This window comes from Flavobacterium sp. PLA-DH12, assembly GCF_059511845.1.
Genome location: NZ_JCAMPD010000002.1, coordinates 321,252 through 338,690 on the forward strand (window position 1 = coordinate 321,252; position 17,439 = coordinate 338,690).

Consider the following 17,439-nt stretch of genomic DNA (forward strand, 5'->3'; position numbering starts at 1 on the left):
GAAACATTTAGCATTTGTCGAAGTGTTAAATGCCTTGAAATAAAGAATAATTGCCTACTTTTGCAATCTAAATTCAATCTAAATAAGCTTGCAAAATACAATACATACTCTGAAGAAAGGCGAAAAAGCCATTATCAAAGATTTTGATATCGATCTTATTCCACTTAAATTATTAGAAATGGGTTGTCTTCCTGGCAGCTTAGTTGAATTATTGCAGGTTGCTCCTTTTGGCGATCCTTTATATTTAGACATTAATGGTTCTCATGTTGCAATCCGAATTGAAACAGCTCGTGAAATTGAAGTAGAAATTATCAAAACCAATTTGTAATGAGTGTTCAGAATATCAATGTTGCCCTTATCGGAAATCCAAATACCGGAAAAACCTCTGTCTTCAATCAATTAACAGGTCTTAACCAGCAAGTTGGAAATTACCCTGGAATCACGGTTGAGAAAAAAATGGGTTTCTGCAAGCTTCCCAATAATGTTAAAGCCAATATTCTAGATTTACCAGGAACGTACAGTTTGAACGCCAGTTCTATGGACGAAAGCGTAGTAATCGAACTTTTATTAAATAAAAACGACAAATTATATCCAGATGTAGCAGTAGTTGTAACAGATGTCGAAAATCTGAAACGAAATTTACTGATTTACACACAGATAAAAGATCTCGAAATTCCGACGATTTTGGTCATTAATATGTCTGATCGTATGGAACGCAAAGGAATTTCTTTGGATATTCCGTATTTAGAAGAAAAACTAAAAACGAAAATTGCTTTAGTAAGTTCAAGAAAAGGTTTAGGAATTGAAGAATTAAAAGAACTCATTGTTTCTCATAAAGCCATTCCGCACGAACCTTGTTTGAATGCTTCTGTAATTGATCCTGAATATTTTGAAAAATTACAAAAAGCATTTCCAAACCAATTAATGTATAAATTGTGGCTGGTAATTACGCAGGATGTTAATTTTTTAAACTTAGACCGAAACGAAATACGAGGCACTTTTACCAAATCGCACTCCGAATTAAAACGTTTACAGCAGAAGGAAACCATCAAAAGATATCAGTTTATCAATGATGTTTTAAAAGATGGTTTAAAGATTGATGCTACGATGGCGAAAGATATTCGTGCCAAATTAGATCGTGTTTTAACGCATAAAGTTTTTGGCTACGTTATTTTCTTTGCCATTTTATTTTTGATTTTCCAATCGATTTTCAGCTGGTCTACTATTCCAATGGATTTCATTGACAGCACTTTTGCTTCTTTAAGCAGCTGGGTTGCCGAAGAACTTCCAAGCGGTATTTTGACAGATTTGCTTTCGCAGGGAATTATTCCGGGAATTGGCGGTGTTATTATTTTTATTCCGCAGATTGCCTTTTTATTTTTATTTATTTCGATTTTAGAAGAAAGCGGTTATATGAGCCGTGTTGTATTCTTAATGGATAAAATCATGCGCCGATTTGGACTTTCAGGAAAAAGCGTCGTGCCTTTAATTTCAGGAACTGCTTGTGCGATTCCAGCAATTATGGCAACTCGAAATATCGAAAACTGGAAAGAACGTTTAATCACCATTTTAGTAACGCCATTCACAACTTGTTCAGCAAGGTTACCTGTTTATGCGATTATTATCTCGTTGGTTATTCCGAGCAAAAGAATTTTTGGAGTATTAAATCTTCAAGGGTTAACCCTTATGTCTCTTTATGTTTTAGGGTTCTTTATGGCCATTTTATCGGCTTACATTTTGAATAAGGTTTTAAAACTAGAATCAAAAACATATTTTGTTGTTGAGATGCCAAGTTATAAAATGCCACTTTTAAAGAATGTGGGAATCAATGTTGTAGAAAAAACAAAAGCATTTGTTGTTGGTGCAGGAAAAATTATCTTGGCAATATCGGTTATTTTATGGTTTTTGGCTTCTTACGGTCCTGGAAAAGAATTTAATGAAGCCGAAACAATTGTTAAAGAAAGATTTGCCAATACTACTTTGGATGAAACTCAATTTGAAAACGAAGTTAATTCTCAAAAGCTAGAGAATTCTTACATTGGATTAATGGGAAGAGCGATCGAACCAGCTATTCAGCCTTTAGGCTACGATTGGAAAATCGGAATTGCCTTAATTAGTTCATTTGCTGCACGTGAGGTTTTCGTAGGAACATTGGCAACCATTTATAGTGTTGGAGATACAGATAACGAATCGACCATAAAAAGCAAAATGCAAGCAGAGATTCGTCCAGATACCGGAAAGAAAGTATTTGACTTTGCAACCGGAATCTCTTTATTGCTATTTTATGCTTTTGCAATGCAATGCGCCAGTACATTGGCGATTACCAAAAAAGAAACCAATTCATGGAAATGGCCAGCAATGCAGTTGGTCTTCATGAGCGGTCTCGCTTATATTACCGCATTAATTGCGTATCAACTTTTAAAATAAAAAGTTATGTTTCAGGAAATAATAGCCTTTGCCATATTAGGATTTGCAGTTGTTTTTTTGATTAAAAAGTTCTTTTTTAAATCGAAAAAGAAAAAAGACTGTGGAGGCGGAACTGATTGCGGATGTTCGTAATTAAAAAGGGCCAAAGGAGCAAAGGTTCATAGGTACAAAGTAAAAAGCTGTTCATTTTGAACGGCTTTTTTTTATGAGTGAAAATGTCCTATTCTATTGTTTTAAAAACTTAAAATAGCTTATTGGTGTCTTTTCTAAGATTATTTTTGACTATAAAATTTATTCAAGATGACACCAGAAGATAGAATGGAAGTAATTCGAGACAATAGAGTTGCTCGATTACTGTGGTTTACAATAGGTTTTTTCTGCGCAATGATTATTACCTATTTTTCAATGAAAAACAATCATTAGTTTTTTCTCTGCTGATTTAATTATAATTTTATCCCATTAAAACAGCAGAAAAAACTTTAAAATGAATCCAAAAACTCCTTTTCTTTTCTTTCTATTTTTATGTTTTGCTCAAAGCGGAATTTCCCAAACAAAAACAGATGCAAAACAAGATTCAAATAAAACTTTTCTAACATCTGATGGAGTTTCTCTATTTCTGAAAGTTTCAGGAAAAGGTGATGCTTGTATTTTTGTGCATGGCGGTCCAGGCGCATGGAGCAAGTCTTTTGAAGAATTTGGCGGAAATGTGTTAGAAGATAAACTAACTATGTGTTATTTCGACCAAAGAGGTTGCGGTAGATCCGGATCTCCTGTAGACAACAATTATAGCATGGATAGAATGATTGATGATATTGAAGAAATTCGAATTCATCTTAAAACGGATAAAGTATTTGTAATCGGGCATTCTTTCGGAGGAATTTTAGCTACTAAATATGCCGAAAAATATCCACAGCATGTAAAAGGCTTAATTCTATTGAATGCTACATTGGATATAAATGATTCTCTGCTTAATCAAATCGCTTTTATGGGTAAAACTCTAGGAAAAGATTTTACAGTAAAAAGTAAGGATTCAATTCTAAGTACTTTTTTTGAAGCTAAACAGCAAATTAAAAAGGCAGATCTAGATTATAAAATGCTTTCTGATAATAGAGCAACTGTTGAAAAACTGGACAGCATTGATAACAGTGAAAAAAGAAACTCTTCATTTGCGCAGCATGCGTTAAGTGGCCCGTTATATTTTAGTGATTTTACAAAAGAAACAGCTTCGATTAAAGTTCCAACACTTATAATTTCAGGAACAAAAGACAACAATATTGGTCCAGAACATTATCGCCTGTTTAAATTCCCAAACCAAGAAATTAAGATTATCAACGGCGGACATATTTTGTATTACGAACAAAATAAAGAGTTTAAAAACACAATCCAGACATTTGCTAAGAAAGTTAGATAAAGAAAAAATCAAAGAATCAAGATCAATGACTTCTGTTAAGATTGAAAAAAAAAGATTGAACCTTAAAGAAAAAAATATCTTATTCAAATAATTTAAAAACCGATTTCATTAAGAAGTCAATTTCTTATAAAAATACTTTTGATATATTCTAAAGTTATCCAAAATGACAAAATTTGAAAAAAGAGAAATAGCTAGAGATAAAATCATTTCGCATTTAATGTGGTTTTGATCCAAATTATAAATCTTTAACAAATAATTTAAACACTTATAAAAAAAGCGACTCTATATCTAGAGTCGCTTTTTTTTTATAAATTAAATGATCTTACTTCAACCCTTCCCATTCTGCGTAAAATTGGGCAAGGAAAGTTTCCATAAAACGATGTCTCTCGGCAGCGATTTCTTTTCCCTTTTCAGTATTCATCTTGTCTTTTAAAAGTAAAAGCTTTTCGTAGAAATGATTAATAGTTGGAGCGCTGTTCTTTTTGTACTCCTCCTTTGTCATATTCGTTACAGGAGCAATTTCTGGATTGTATAAAGCTCTATTCTTAAATCCGCCATAATTAAACGCTCTAGCAACACCAATAGCGCCAATGGCATCTAGACGATCTGCATCTTGCACAATATCCAATTCGAGAGAAGAGAATTTTTTTTCGAAATTTCCACCTTTATAAGAGATATTTTCAATGATATTGACTACATGAACAATTATATCTTCAGAAACATTTTCAGCTTCTAAAAACGCTCTGGCTGTTTTTGGCCCAATAGTTTCATCTCCGTTATGAAATTTACTATCGGCTATATCGTGCAATAAGGCTCCTAATTGTACAACTGTAAGATCGCATTCTGTTTCCTTTGCAATCAATAGTGCATTTTTATAAACACGTTCAATATGAAACCAGTCGTGGCCTCCTTCGGCATCGTTTAATTTTTCTTTTACAAAAGCAATGGTTTTAATAATTAATGCTGCGTCGCTCATAGTGAAGTTTTTACGGTTTATAAAAAAAGTTGATTGCCAAAGATTTAAATCTTCAACAATCAACAAATATAATTTATTCAAATTTTAAAAATCTAAAATTCCACATTCCAATTAAGAATCTGAAATCTCCATTCTAAAATCTAAAATTTTAAAGTCTAGCTGGTTCAACCCATTTAAAGATATGCGATTCTTGTGGAATAACGATTCTTTCAGAAATTTTAGCCATTCTTGCAGGCAATTTCATTAAATAGTCACGTGCTTTTTCAGCTTCATCAGTCAAATTAGAGATTTTATCTATCTCCCATTTGTTGATTAATTTCTGCATAATTTCAACATAATCATTTGCAGTGTAAACTCCAATACGTTGTGCAGAATCAGAAAACTGTTCGAAAGCTGTGCTTATTTTTTGACCAGATTCTCTCAAGAAATGAGCTGGCATAACAATTTTCTGCTTCATCATGTATTGAAAAGCCAACATCATTTCGCTAGGATCTACTTGGAAAATTCTAGTTACAAATTCGCTGTATGCATGGTGGTGACGCATTTCATCACCTGCAATCATTTTACACATTTTAGACAACTTGTTATCTCCAAATTTCTTAGCCATCTGCGCTACTCTATTGTGCGAAACATAAGTTGCTAATTCCTGAAAACTAGTGTATACAAAGTTTTTGTACGGGTCAGTTCCAGTTCCAATATCAAAACCATCATTGATTAAATGCTGTGTAGTCATTTCGATTTCACGCATGTTTACACGACCAGACAAATACAAGTATTTATTTAAAAGATCTCCGTGACGGTTTTCTTCTCCAGTCCATTGTCTCACCCATTTGGCCCAACCGTTTCCTTGGCCTTCTTCCTGCTGATCTATTCCTTCAACATCCATTAACCATGACTCATATGTAGGCAATGCTTCCTCTGTGATGGTATCACCAACAAGTGTAACCCAGAAATCGTACGGAAGTTCTTTAGCAATCTCACGTAATTCTTTTACCTCTTCAAAGAAGTTTTCTCCTTGAGAATCTGGTAAGAAATCCGACGGTTGCCAAATTTTTTCCACTGGAATTAAATACTGTTCCACGAAGCTATCCACGTTTTTTTCCAAAAACTGCATTACTTCTAATCTAATGTTTTTTATAGACATTACTTATTATAGATTTGGGTTGTACATTTTAGCTCGGACTAAAACTTAAACCTGTTTATATTCATTTATTCCTTCTTTAACTGCTTTTTCAGTTATCTCCATCAGTTCTTCGAACTTGTAATCTTTAACAGCCAAAGCTTTATGAGCTGTAAATTTGAGGTGATTTCCTAAACCAACAGGAAAAAAACCAAATTTTACCATTTTCCAAGAATTATTGATACTTACCGGTACAACATACGCAGATGGTGCATATTTGCATAAAATTTTTAAACCGCTTTGCGCAAATTCTTTTGGTACTCCCGTTTTACTTCTTGTCCCTTCTGGGAAAATAACGGCAGATCTTGTGTTTTTTTCGATATATTCAGACAAGCCTTTAATAACGGGTATTGCTTGTTTAGGGTCTTTTCGGTCAATTAAGACAGATCCTCCGTATTTCAAATTATAAGAAACACTCGGAATTCCGCTGCCTAACTCCTTCTTACTTACAAATTTACAATGAAAACGTCTAAAGTACCAAATCATTGCCACGATATCGTACATACTTTGATGATTTGCCACAAAAATAATTGGCGCACCCTTCGGAACCGTGTCCACGCCTTCAATTGTGTATCTTGTCCCGACAAGATTTGTACATTTTAAAAGGCAGAAATTTAAATAATCAACACTTTTTTTGTGAGCCTGGTAACCAAAAACATTTAAACAAATCCACTGAATTGGATGAAAAACAGCCAAACATAAACCAAATAATAAATAATAAATTACCGATATTGGATAAGAAATAATTTTTTCCATGCTTCAAAAATTAATGCGCAAAAGTAGTAAATAAATTTTTAGACTTATTAAAATTGAAAACAATAACTGTTTTTATGGTTTAATTGTACCTTTGCACTAGAATTTGCAAATTTTTTCTGAATTAAATGAACTTTACTTACCCTAAAAACGAGCGTTTAAAAAGCAAAACGACAATTGGTTTACTGTTTTCTGAAGGAAAATCGGTATCTAAATATCCGCTTCGTTTGGTTTACCGTCAAGCGGAAGAAAATTCAGAAGAACAAACCAAAATTGGTGTTTCGGTATCTAAGAAATATTTCAAGAAAGCTGTTGACCGCAATTACTTCAAAAGGGTTTTAAGAGAAACGTATCGTTTGAACAAACATTTGCTTTTGGATAACATGGATCAGCCCTATTCGATAATGCTTTTTTATCAGACCAAAGACCGTTTATCTTACGAAGAAATCAATACCAAAATGATTCAGTTATTTGAGAAATTTTCAGCTCAAATCAACAAACCGCAAGATTCTGATACGAAAACTGAAGCGTAAATTTCAAAACGTAAGATTATTAATCAAGTTAGACAAAAAAATCGTAGTTTTAGCTCTAAATTGAAATTTTATGCGTCAACTTTTCTTTTTATCTATTTTCGTTTTTGTTTTTATTCTTTCTAGCTGTAGTAAATCTTCTGCTCCAAATGAAGAAAATATTTCTATTGCAGCGGTAAAACTTCCTGCAAAAGCAGAAGCATCTTCTTATGACGCAGATCCCGCTAAAGCACCACCGCCTCCAAAAGTCAAACAAGAAATTGAGCAAAAGATAATAAAGGAAGCCACTTTACGGTTTGAAACCGATAATCTTGAAAATACTTTTAATCAAGTTCAAAAAGCTGTTTCAAGCAACAAAGCTAGAATCATAAATGATTCTGAGGGTAAAGATTATGGAACTGTCTTTAGAAATCTTATTGTAAAGGTACCAAGCCAGAATTTTGACCGTTTTATAAATGACGTTTCTAAAGGGGTTTCTTATTTTGAAGTTAAAAACATATCTGCTGAGGATGTAACAGAACAGTACCTAGATCTTACTTCAAGATTAAAAACAAAGAAAAAACTGGAGGAACGTTATCTTGAAATTTTAAAGAAAGCGAACAAAGTCAGTGAGATTTTAGAAATTGAACAACAAATTTCAACTATTCGAGAAGAAATAGAGGCTAAAGAAGGTCAATTAAAATACTTAGAAAGTCGTGTTTCTGAAAGCACGATCACAATAGAGTTTTATAAAACTATTGCCGAAAAAGAAGGCGTTAAAATATCATACGGCTCCAAACTTTGGAACGCCGTTAAATCGGGATTTTATACTTTATCCGATTTATTAATTTCTTTATTAAGCGCTTGGCCGTTTGTAATTTTATTTGTTGTATTTGCCTATTTTATAAGAAGAAGATTTAAAAGAAGAAAAAAAGAATAATCATGTATCCGTATTTCAAGAAGAAATTTATTATACCAGTCGCTGCGGCGGGAATGTTGTTTGTTGGAACCAGTTTTAGAGAAGACTTTTTTGAAATTGCCAAACAGATCGAGATTTTTACGACTTTGTTTAAAGCCGTAAATACCAATTATGTCGACGAAACCAATCCTGGTGATTTGATGGATAAAGCCATTAAGAGTATGTTGGGAAGTTTAGATCCGTACACGGTTTATTTTAACGAACAAGATGTAGTTAACTTCAAAATCAATAATACTGGAGAATATACCGGAATCGGTGCTTTGATTTCTAGAAAAAATGACCGCTTAGTTGTACGCGAACCTTATAAAAATTATCCCGCAGACAAAGCAGGATTAAAAGCCGGTGACGAAATCATTCAGATTGGTGATGTCTTGATTGCTGATTTTAAAGACGACGCTTCTCAATTATTGAAAGGAACAAAAAACACTAAAATCAACATCAAATATCTTCGTCAGGGAAAACCAAGTACTACGGTTTTAGTTTTGGATGAAGTCGATATTAAATCGGTTCCTTTTTACGGAAAAATTGATGATAAAACAGGATATATTGTTTTGGCTCATTTTAGCAGAAAAGCTTCAGCTGAAGTTAAAGATGCTCTTGAGAAATTAAAAGCCGATGGAGCCAAACAGATTGTTTTGGATTTAAGAGGAAATCCTGGAGGATTATTGAATGAAGCAATTGATATCTGTAATTTATTTGTTCCAAAAAACGAAGTAATCGTGACAACTAAATCGCGAATTGAAAAACACAACAATACTTATAAAACACAGAAAGAACCTGTTGACACCGAAATTCCGTTGGCAATTTTAGTGAATGGAAGAAGTGCTTCGGCTTCTGAAATTGTTTCGGGCGCTTTGCAAGATTTGGATCGTGCCGTTATTTTAGGAAGCAGAAGTTTTGGAAAAGGTTTGGTTCAGCGTTCTGTTGATTTAACTTATGGAACGCAATTGAAAGTTACTATTTCTAGATATTATACGCCTTCTGGAAGATGTATTCAGGCTTTGGATTACGCACATAAAGATAAAAATGGTGTGGCTCAGAAAACTGATGCTAAAAATTTCAATGCTTTTAAAACCAGAAAAGGAAGAACGGTTTATGATGGCGGAGGTGTTTTACCAGATATTGAATTGGAAGAAACTAAAACAAGTGCTATTGCAACTGCTTTAATTAAAAACGATGGTGTTTTTGATTATGCAACAACGTATTATTACAAAAATCCAAATCTGGGTGATAAGATTCCGACTTTGACTGATGCCGATTATACTGCGTTCAAGCAATACTTAAAAACTAACAAAATCACTTTCGATACAGAAACCGAAGTGGCTTTAAAAAACACTTTAGCAGCAGCTAAAAAAGAAAAAATAGACGAGACCATTACTGCCGAATATCAGCAATTGTTAAATGCTTTAGAAAAAAGCGAAACTACTTTACTGGACAAAAATCAAAAAGAAATTAAAAACATGATTTTGGAAGAGTTGATTAAAAGATATCAATATCAGGAAGGTTTGTACCAGTATTATTTAAAAAACAATTCAGAAATTAAAAGAGCAGTTGGCGTATTAAATAACCAAACAGAATATAAGACGATTTTAAAAATGTAGTGAATGAAGATAACTTTAGCCCTGACTCTTTTTTCATTTTATACAGTAACGGCACAGCAAAAACCTGTTGAAACTATTTATTTTGAATTTGACAGGTATGATCTGACAGATAAACAAATTACTGTTGTTTCAAACTTTATAAAAAACATAGACACAGCAAAAGTTGAGTCTATACAGATTTATGGCTATTGTGATGATCGCGGAAACGATGAGTATAACTTTAGATTGTCTAACGATCGGGCTAATACGATTCAGAATCTATTGGTCGGGAAAGGATTCAAACAAAGTAAAATCGTCATTCTTGAAGGAAAAGGGCGTGTTGTCGTAAAAGCAGATACGGTAGAGAATCTGTATGAGACACGTCTCCGAAATCGGCGGGTTGATTTAATCGTTGTTAAGAAAAATAGTTTTGGAAAAGGTGTTTATACTTCTTTCAAAGACAATCTAAAAGTTGGTGACAAAGTTTATCTCGAATCTATTCTATTTGATATTGGAAGCGCCAAACTAACCAGCACTTCTAAAAAAGAACTGGATAAAATTGCAGTAACACTTCAAAAACATAGAACTCTCAATTTTGAGATCAGAGGCCATGTCTGTTGCACGCCAGAAATTTACAGTGACGGAATTGATAGAGATACAAAAGAAAGAAGACTTTCCTGGAATCGTGCCAAAACGGTTTTTCACTATTTAATGTCTAAAAAAATCTCCAAAAGCCGTATGACGTATATTGGATGCGGCAATCGATATCCGTTAGGAAAAGGTGATAATTATGATCGGCGGGTGGAGTTTGTGATTACTAAAATCTAGTTTTTTTTAAAGATTCTAAGATACTAAGCTGCTAAGGTTCTAAGTTTTTTGCTGCTTGGAATATGCTAAAAATCCTTTCGGATTTATTTCATTTTTTAATCATTCTCGAATCATCTCTATATGCGGAATATCATCTTCAAGATACATTTCGCTGGTTTGAGCAAAACCGTGGCTTTCGTAGAATTTCTTCAAATATAATTGCGCTCCAATGGTAATTTTATCTTTTCCAAAATTAGATTTAATTCCAACTATGGCTTCTTGCATTAGTTCATGTCCCCATTTTCTATCTCTGTAATTGGCGTCTACAACTACTCTTCCGATAGAAGCATTATCAAAACTAATTCCAGCGTCAAATAAGCGTGAATAGGCCACGATTTTATCTTCAAACTCTCCTATTAAGTGTAACGCTTTCTTGTCTTTGCCATCAAGGTCTAAATAAACGCAGTTTTGCTCTACGACAAAGATTTCACTTCTTAGTTTGAGTAAATCATATAACTCATGAACATTTAATGCCTCAAAAGGCTTTATTTTCCATTTTAATTCCATTCTTGTTTATTTTTTGCCACGAAGGCACGAAGGCGCTAAGTTATATTATTTTTTTATTGCGCTAAAGTTTCTTATAGAAATCAAAAAAGACACAAAGTTATATCTCATAGAAATAAAACTTTGTGCCTTTGCGCCTTTGTTTCTTTGTATCTAAATAGAAAATTTATTTTTTGGTCATTATAATTTCCATGCTTTTATATTCGGTTCCGTTTTTTGTATCGAACATTTCCATTTTTCGGGTCTTAGCATCTACAACGGTGTAAACTTCTCTATACTTGGTGTTTTTTGCTGTTACTGGATCGGCCATTTCTCCGTCATATTCTACACTCTTTGTGCTTTCATTATACTTTCCTCTACCAACCATCATTCCCGTTCCCATGTTATCAATAAATGTGGAGATGTATTCTTTACTCGCATTATTATAGCCCACTGTGCCTTTGCCTTCAAATGGCTGCCCCATCATAGTTCCTTTATAAGTTGCTTCTTGAAAGCGTCCGCCCAAAATCATTTTGATTTCGGCTACAGAAGTTTCTTTTTCAGGTTTTGCATTTGCATCAGACCAAAATGTCATATCGCAATTCCAAGTTCCAACTTCATCAGCCAGCATTTTATGCGGATTACTAGGAGTTGCATATTCTTGCCAAGCCTTCATTTGTGCGGCAGAATCTAATGGCGCTTCAGTAACAGGTTCTTCAGTTTTAACAGAATCTGTTGCTACTGAGGTTGTAGTTTCTTCTTTCACTTCTTTTTTACAAGAAATAAAACACAAGGTTATTATTGCTAAGGTTGCGGTTAACTTTTTCATAACTATTTGTTTTTATGTTTGTTATGAATAAAAGTACGAAAAAATTTGTTTCAAGTTTGAAGTTTGAGGTTTCAAGTTGATAAGCTAGACTAATTAAACCGCAAAACTCGTAAAGTTTTTGCGCAAAGAACGCTATTAATCTTTGAGAACTATTAAATACGTTATGAAACTTGAAACCCTATCTTTTGTCGATTTTAACCGTTTTTATAATGGCTTCAAGTTCTAACATTAGATCACGTTCTTGATGTGAAGGCGAATAACAGAACCCTTCTATAACCAAAACACGATTGAAAGTTTCGTCTAATATGGCATAATTGATAAAGGGACCCGACATAAAATCGTTTTTCAATTCCCACGTTCCTTTTGTTTCGAAAGCCGTTTTATTATCTAAAGTTCTTTTTGAGAAATAAGGAGCGTATGCTTCACTGGTAATCATTTGCGTATTGGGTTCACGTCCTTGAATATATTTACCGATTGAATCACGCATTTTGACAATGGCGTTTACAACGTCTTTTTTCTTCTTGAAATTAGTTAGTGGAATCTGATAAATTAGTAAACTGGTGTTACCGCTTATGATTTCTTTTTTAAGCCAGATGAATTTCTTTTTATGCAGCATATATTCATATCCTGATGGAATCTGAATATTAATATGGAATTTGTTTTTAATAATTGCCTTATTTAACAACGAAGTGCTGTTATCTTCCTGAATTTTTTCAATTTCGGCGTCGTGAATTATTTTTATAATCTGCGCTGAATTCAATTCGATACTGCAGATAATATCGTCTACCGACTTTCCGTAAATGCGAAAAGTATTGTGAGGCAATGTTTTGCTTCGAATGATTTCGAATTTATCAGCTGCGGCTTTTTTTACCACAATAATGCTTCGGCTGTCTGTAACAAATCCTTCTAGCAATCTGGCGGGATATTGATTTATGGTAAAAAGAGGCTCTTCTTGGGTAAGTCCAAGAACAGGAGAGGCAAATTTATTTCTGATGCTATCACCTACTTCTCCATACCATAACTGATCGTCAATAATGACAGAGATGGTGTTGGTTTTTCCTGAAACTGGTTCACTTTGTTTTTCACTTTTAAAACAAGAAGTCAGGAAAAATGGAACTAATAGCAATAAAAAATGGGTTTTATTCATTTTTTTAATTTATGAAATAAAACCCAAATTTAATAAGATTATTCTATTTATCCGTTTATTTTAAGTTTCATTCCCGGTTTAATATCTTCATCTTTAATGCCGTTCCATTTTTTAATATCTGAAATTGTTACTCCAGGATATTTTTTAGAAATGCTGTATAAAGAATCTCCTTTTTTAACGTAATAATCTTCACTTACATTTTTAGAAGGTGCTTTTTTCTTGAATGAATCAACCGAGTTTGATGCAATTGCTGTCGAAACAGGCTCTTCTATAACTATTGCTGCTTTAGAAATAATCAGTGTTTTTCCTAAACCAATATTATTTGAAGTTAAATTATTAAGTTCTTTTAACTCCGCAATAGTCGTACCGAATTTCTTTGCAATACTGCCTAAATTATCTCCAGCTACCACAACATAGTCCATATCTACCGCTGTTGGCTTATTTTTTTCATCAGCAGAAGCGATTGCTTCTTCTTTTCTGTCTATGATAGGAGTAGTTTTAACTGGAACTTCTTCTTCAGATTTAATCTTTAGACTTCTTCCAATAGCAACAGCATTTGTTTTCAGATTATTCCATTTTTTCAACTCGCTGATGCTAACATTATATTTAGATGCAATTGCGCCTAAATTATCTCCTTTTCTAACTTTATAAAATTCGAAATCACCGCTTTCAACCGCTGCAGGTTTTGCAACAGCAGGTTTTGCTTTAGGAGCATACTTTACAGCTAATCTAGATGATGTTGCTCTAAACTCTTTGTCGTATTTTACGTAAGCATAAATTTGTTCTTCGTTTGAAACAAATGTTGCTACTTTATCTTTTGGAAGACGTATAAAATGCTGTTCTCCTTGGTAAAAAGGCACAACACCCATTTTATACGACGGATTTAAAAGCTGAATCTGAGATTGTGGCATGTCTAATAAATCGGCAATCTGTTTGAAAGACATTTGATTTTTGACTGCTACTGTATCGGTTTCAAAGTTTTTGACTACAGCTCTTTCTGGATTAATTCCGTGTTCTTTGTGATATTCAAAAAGGTACATTGTTGCTAAGAAAGCTGGTACGTAACCTTGAGTTTCTTTTGGAAGATAATTACGAATGTCCCAGTATTTTGTTTTTCCGCCAGAACGACGAATTGCTTTGGTAACATTTCCTGGACCTGAGTTGTAAGAAGCTAAAACCAGTTCCCAGTCGCCAAAAATATTAAACATTTTGGTCATATACTCAGATGCTGCAGCTGTAGCTTTAAGAGGATCACTTCTTTCGTCGATATAAGAATCGATTTTTAAAGCGTATTGTTTTCCGGTTCCGTACATAAACTGCCAAAGTCCCGTAGCGCCCATTTTAGAAACTGCTTTAGGATTTAAAGCAGATTCTACAACGGCTAAATATTTTATCTCTAGAGGAACATTTTGTTTGGCAAAAGCATCCTCAAAAATTGGGAAATAATATTCTGATAAAGCCATTAATCGAGAAAACGATTTTTTACGATTCTTAAGAAATGACTTTATTATATTTTCTAAACCTTGATTGTATTGTATCTCAAAAGGTGATTTCTCATTCATCGCCGCCAAACGCTGCTTTAGCAGTTCGGTTGGAAGTTCTTCATCAACAGTAACATCCTTATTGATGGTTTGAATGTCCTTGGTCAGATCATCATAAATATCGAGACTTACTAATTCGTTCATCCAAAGACTATCTACTTTTGTAGCAAGATCGTTCTTTTTGAATGTGCTTTTAATAGAATCTAAATATGAAAGTTTAACCTCTGGTTTCAGTTCTATATCTGTCTTTGCCGTTTCTTGCGCACAGACAGCTAACGAAAAGAAAGCCGAAACCACTAACGATAATTTCTTTACAATCATATAACATTTTTTTAAAATTCTGTAATTCAAACAATTACAAGAGTTGTATTTTTGCAAATCTAAGCCCTTTATCGAAGAAAAGTGTTTAAAAAAATGTTAATTGTGATTTTTTAGTCTAAAATCGCAGCGATTCCAGGTAAAACTCTTCCTTCTAACATTTCTAGCATAGCCCCGCCACCAGTGGAAACGTAGCTCATTTTATCTTCAAATCCGAACTGTTTTACTGCTGCAACAGAATCTCCACCACCAACTAATGAAAATGCTCCATTTGCTGTAGCTTCTGCGATATAATCTCCTAATGCGATTGTTCCTTTAGAGAACGTTTCCATCTCAAAAACTCCCAATGGACCATTCCAAAGAATTGTTTTTGACTCTAAAATTACTTTTTTGAAGTTTTCTAGAGATTTTGGACCTGCATCTAAACCTTGCCATCCGTCAGGAATTGCAGTTACATCTACAACCTTCGTGTTTGCATTGTTTGAGAAATCGTCTGCAGCAATAACATCAACAGGAATATGAACCTGAACATTTTTTTCTTTTGCTAATCTCAAAATTTCAAGAGCTAGATCTAGTTTGTCATCTTCGCAGATAGACTCACCAATTTTTCCGCCTTGAGCTTTAATGAAAGTAAAAGTCATTCCTCCTCCAATAATCATGTGATCTACTTTATCTAAGATATTTTCGATAACAGTGATTTTAGAAGAAACTTTAGAACCTCCAAGAACAGCAGTTACAGGTTTTTCACTGTTTTTAAGAACTTTATTTAAACTGTCAATTTCTTTTGCCAATAATGTTCCGAAACATTTATCGTTTGGAAAAAACTGTGCAATAATTGTAGTCGATGCGTGTGCTCTGTGAGCAGTACCAAATGCATCGTTTACATAAATATCTCCAAGAGAAGCTAATTCTTTAGCGAAAGCTACATCTCCTGCTTCTTCTTCAGCATGAAAACGTAAATTTTCTAATAAAAGAACTTCGCCTGGTTTTAAATCTTTTGCCGCAGTCTGAGCTGGTTCTCCAACGCAGTTTTCAGCAAATTTTACTTGAACTCCTAAAATATCAGAAGCTGTTTTTAGAATATGTTTTAGAGAGTATTTCTCTTCTGCTCCTTTTGGTCTTCCAAGGTGTGACATTAAAATCACGCTTCCGCCTTGTGCTAAAATAGTATCGATTGTTGGTTTTGCAGCCTCAATACGTGTCGTATCTGTTACATTAAAATTTTCATCCAATGGCACGTTGAAGTCAACACGGATAATTGCTTTTTTATTTTTAAAATCGAAATCGTTTAAAGTTTTCATCTGCTAATTTTTTTAATTTTTTGAAAGAATAACAAATATAGAACTTTTACAGTAGTCTAAATTTCAAAAAAGCAAAAATAATCGAACAATAAAAACGAAAACGTTGTAATTTATGAAAATAAACAAATTTATTCTCAAAAATGATAAAATTACTTGTTTAATCTCGAACGGGACTTTGTGTACAAGGACAGTTACTGATAGATTGCAAGAAATCGAATCCGATTGTGATAGAATGCGTTCCTGAATTGTAGCTTCCAAGACCATTAAACATCAATTGATAAGAGTATGCAAAATAGAATTTAGATTTCATAAAACCAGCCATTGGTCCCATTGCCAAAGGTTTTGGGAACTGGTCATTTAAGAAACGATATGAAACTCCAATCCAATAATAATCTTCGTAACGATTATAACGTCTGTACTTGAAGTTAAAATCGGTTGTAGAACGCTGATCACTTGCAAAGTATTGCAAGAAAACTGATGGTTCGTATTCGATACGTCTGTTTTCCGCATCTTTAAAAGTAAATCCTGTGTATACTTGAAAATTTGATAAAAGATCGGGTTCATTTACTCTCTCAAGACTAATATTCTTTTTTAATACGTTATTGGCATTGAAACTTAAATAAAAACCTCTGTTACGATACAAAGCACTAATATCGAAGTTATTGTTAGCACTATAGCGATTGTCTGTTGGCTGTTGTCCACCAACTGGCGGATTTCCGTTACTACCGTCATTAAAATTTCCCGTTTCGATACGGAAACTATTAAAGTTATAAGAGATACCAAAAGATAAATACTGTTCTGTACGATAATCTAAAATCAAGTGGTGTGCAAAAGAAACTTTTGCTCCTGTTTGTCTTGTATTACCGTTGCTATCATTATACAATGAAATACCAACACCCGAACGATCTAATAGACGAAAATCTGCATACAATGATTGGTTGTCTGGTGCATCTTTAATTCCGACCCACTGTGTCAAACCGTTGGCTCTAATACGGAGATTATCTCCAATACCAGCATACGCAGGAGAAAGAATAAAAGGGTTATCAGCTAAATACTGGGTAAACACTGGTAGGTTTAACTCTTGGCTGTAACTTGTTGTTACAGCCATGAGTACTAAGGATAAAATAAACTTTTTCAT

Annotated in this window: 18 protein-coding genes; 9 read left to right on the forward strand and 9 right to left on the reverse strand. The window is 33.6% G+C overall.

All coding sequences use genetic code 11. From position 1 onward, the window contains the following. The first annotated feature begins 88 nt into the window (after window positions 1-88). From AC5ZCW_RS04590 to AC5ZCW_RS04610, 5 genes are all read left to right on the forward strand, one after another. Window positions 89-328: a FeoA family protein gene (locus AC5ZCW_RS04590; protein ID WP_177211560.1), complete on the forward strand. Its 240-nt coding sequence runs from the start codon at window positions 89-91 to the stop codon at window positions 326-328. After that, window positions 328-2,427, forward strand: coding sequence for a ferrous iron transport protein B (gene feoB / locus AC5ZCW_RS04595; RefSeq protein WP_496118235.1), 2,100 nt, complete (start codon window positions 328-330; stop codon window positions 2,425-2,427). The genes AC5ZCW_RS04590 and feoB overlap by 1 nt, the downstream gene beginning before the upstream one ends. Window positions 2,428-2,433: 6 nt before the next feature. After that, a complete protein-coding gene (locus tag AC5ZCW_RS04600) occupies window positions 2,434-2,559 on the forward strand; it encodes a FeoB-associated Cys-rich membrane protein (RefSeq protein ID WP_201999258.1) in 126 nt (41 codons plus the stop codon). Between the two features lie 168 nt (window positions 2,560-2,727). Further along, window positions 2,728-2,850: a hypothetical protein gene (locus AC5ZCW_RS04605; RefSeq protein ID WP_281634324.1), complete on the forward strand. Its 123-nt coding sequence runs from the start codon at window positions 2,728-2,730 to the stop codon at window positions 2,848-2,850. Between the two features lie 61 nt (window positions 2,851-2,911). Then, window positions 2,912-3,838 carry an alpha/beta fold hydrolase gene (locus AC5ZCW_RS04610; protein WP_496118236.1) on the forward strand — a complete coding sequence of 309 codons (927 nt, stop codon included), beginning with the start codon at window positions 2,912-2,914 and terminating at the stop codon, window positions 3,836-3,838. Between the two features lie 322 nt (window positions 3,839-4,160). Here AC5ZCW_RS04610 and AC5ZCW_RS04615 read toward each other — a convergent pair whose 3' ends face one another. The 3 genes from AC5ZCW_RS04615 to AC5ZCW_RS04625 form a co-directional block, all read right to left on the reverse strand. Then, window positions 4,161-4,814, reverse strand: a complete 654-nt coding sequence (locus AC5ZCW_RS04615; protein ID WP_343540774.1) for an HD domain-containing protein — start codon at window positions 4,812-4,814, stop codon at window positions 4,161-4,163. A 148-nt stretch (window positions 4,815-4,962) separates the two neighbouring features. Then, window positions 4,963-5,958, reverse strand: a complete 996-nt coding sequence (locus tag AC5ZCW_RS04620; RefSeq protein WP_177211555.1) for an acyl-ACP desaturase — start codon at window positions 5,956-5,958, stop codon at window positions 4,963-4,965. 45 nt (window positions 5,959-6,003) lie between these two features. Continuing rightward, window positions 6,004-6,750 carry a lysophospholipid acyltransferase family protein gene (locus AC5ZCW_RS04625; RefSeq protein WP_263523694.1) on the reverse strand — a complete coding sequence of 249 codons (747 nt, stop codon included), beginning with the start codon at window positions 6,748-6,750 and terminating at the stop codon, window positions 6,004-6,006. A gap of 125 nt (window positions 6,751-6,875) precedes the next feature. Here AC5ZCW_RS04625 and rnpA point away from each other — a divergent pair, with 125 nt between their 5' ends. The 4 genes from rnpA (at window position 6,876) to AC5ZCW_RS04645 (ending at window position 10,643) form a co-directional block, all read left to right on the forward strand. Then, window positions 6,876-7,280, forward strand: coding sequence for a ribonuclease P protein component (rnpA, locus tag AC5ZCW_RS04630; protein WP_496118237.1), 405 nt, complete (start codon window positions 6,876-6,878; stop codon window positions 7,278-7,280). Window positions 7,281-7,350: 70 nt separating this feature from the next. Next, window positions 7,351-8,196 carry a DUF4349 domain-containing protein gene (locus tag AC5ZCW_RS04635; RefSeq protein ID WP_496118238.1) on the forward strand — a complete coding sequence of 282 codons (846 nt, stop codon included), beginning with the start codon at window positions 7,351-7,353 and terminating at the stop codon, window positions 8,194-8,196. A gap of 2 nt (window positions 8,197-8,198) precedes the next feature. After that, window positions 8,199-9,836 (forward strand): S41 family peptidase, encoded by a 1,638-nt coding sequence (locus AC5ZCW_RS04640; RefSeq protein WP_496118239.1) that lies wholly within the window; start codon window positions 8,199-8,201, stop codon window positions 9,834-9,836. Window positions 9,837-9,839: 3 nt separating this feature from the next. Further along, window positions 9,840-10,643, forward strand: a complete 804-nt coding sequence (locus tag AC5ZCW_RS04645; protein WP_496118240.1) for an OmpA family protein — start codon at window positions 9,840-9,842, stop codon at window positions 10,641-10,643. Between the two features lie 99 nt (window positions 10,644-10,742). Here the strand turns inward: AC5ZCW_RS04645 and AC5ZCW_RS04650 are convergent, their stop codons facing one another. From AC5ZCW_RS04650 to AC5ZCW_RS04675, 6 genes are all read right to left on the reverse strand, one after another. Beyond that, window positions 10,743-11,189 carry a GNAT family N-acetyltransferase gene (locus tag AC5ZCW_RS04650; RefSeq protein WP_496118241.1) on the reverse strand — a complete coding sequence of 149 codons (447 nt, stop codon included), beginning with the start codon at window positions 11,187-11,189 and terminating at the stop codon, window positions 10,743-10,745. A gap of 163 nt (window positions 11,190-11,352) precedes the next feature. Beyond that, window positions 11,353-11,994, reverse strand: coding sequence for a DUF1579 domain-containing protein (locus AC5ZCW_RS04655; RefSeq protein ID WP_496118242.1), 642 nt, complete (start codon window positions 11,992-11,994; stop codon window positions 11,353-11,355). Between the two features lie 178 nt (window positions 11,995-12,172). Then, complete coding sequence (locus AC5ZCW_RS04660) at window positions 12,173-13,141, reverse strand: DUF4837 family protein (RefSeq protein ID WP_496118243.1); 969 nt, start codon at window positions 13,139-13,141, stop codon at window positions 12,173-12,175. Between the two features lie 47 nt (window positions 13,142-13,188). Beyond that, the gene (locus tag AC5ZCW_RS04665; RefSeq protein WP_496118245.1) at window positions 13,189-15,003 is read right to left on the reverse strand and encodes a LysM peptidoglycan-binding domain-containing protein; all 1,815 of its coding nucleotides are present in this window, start codon (window positions 15,001-15,003) and stop codon (window positions 13,189-13,191) included. Window positions 15,004-15,113: 110 nt separating this feature from the next. Then, window positions 15,114-16,301, reverse strand: coding sequence for a phosphoglycerate kinase (locus AC5ZCW_RS04670; RefSeq protein WP_496118247.1), 1,188 nt, complete (start codon window positions 16,299-16,301; stop codon window positions 15,114-15,116). Between the two features lie 157 nt (window positions 16,302-16,458). Beyond that, window positions 16,459-17,439 carry a PorP/SprF family type IX secretion system membrane protein gene (locus tag AC5ZCW_RS04675; RefSeq protein ID WP_281634337.1) on the reverse strand — a complete coding sequence of 327 codons (981 nt, stop codon included), beginning with the start codon at window positions 17,437-17,439 and terminating at the stop codon, window positions 16,459-16,461.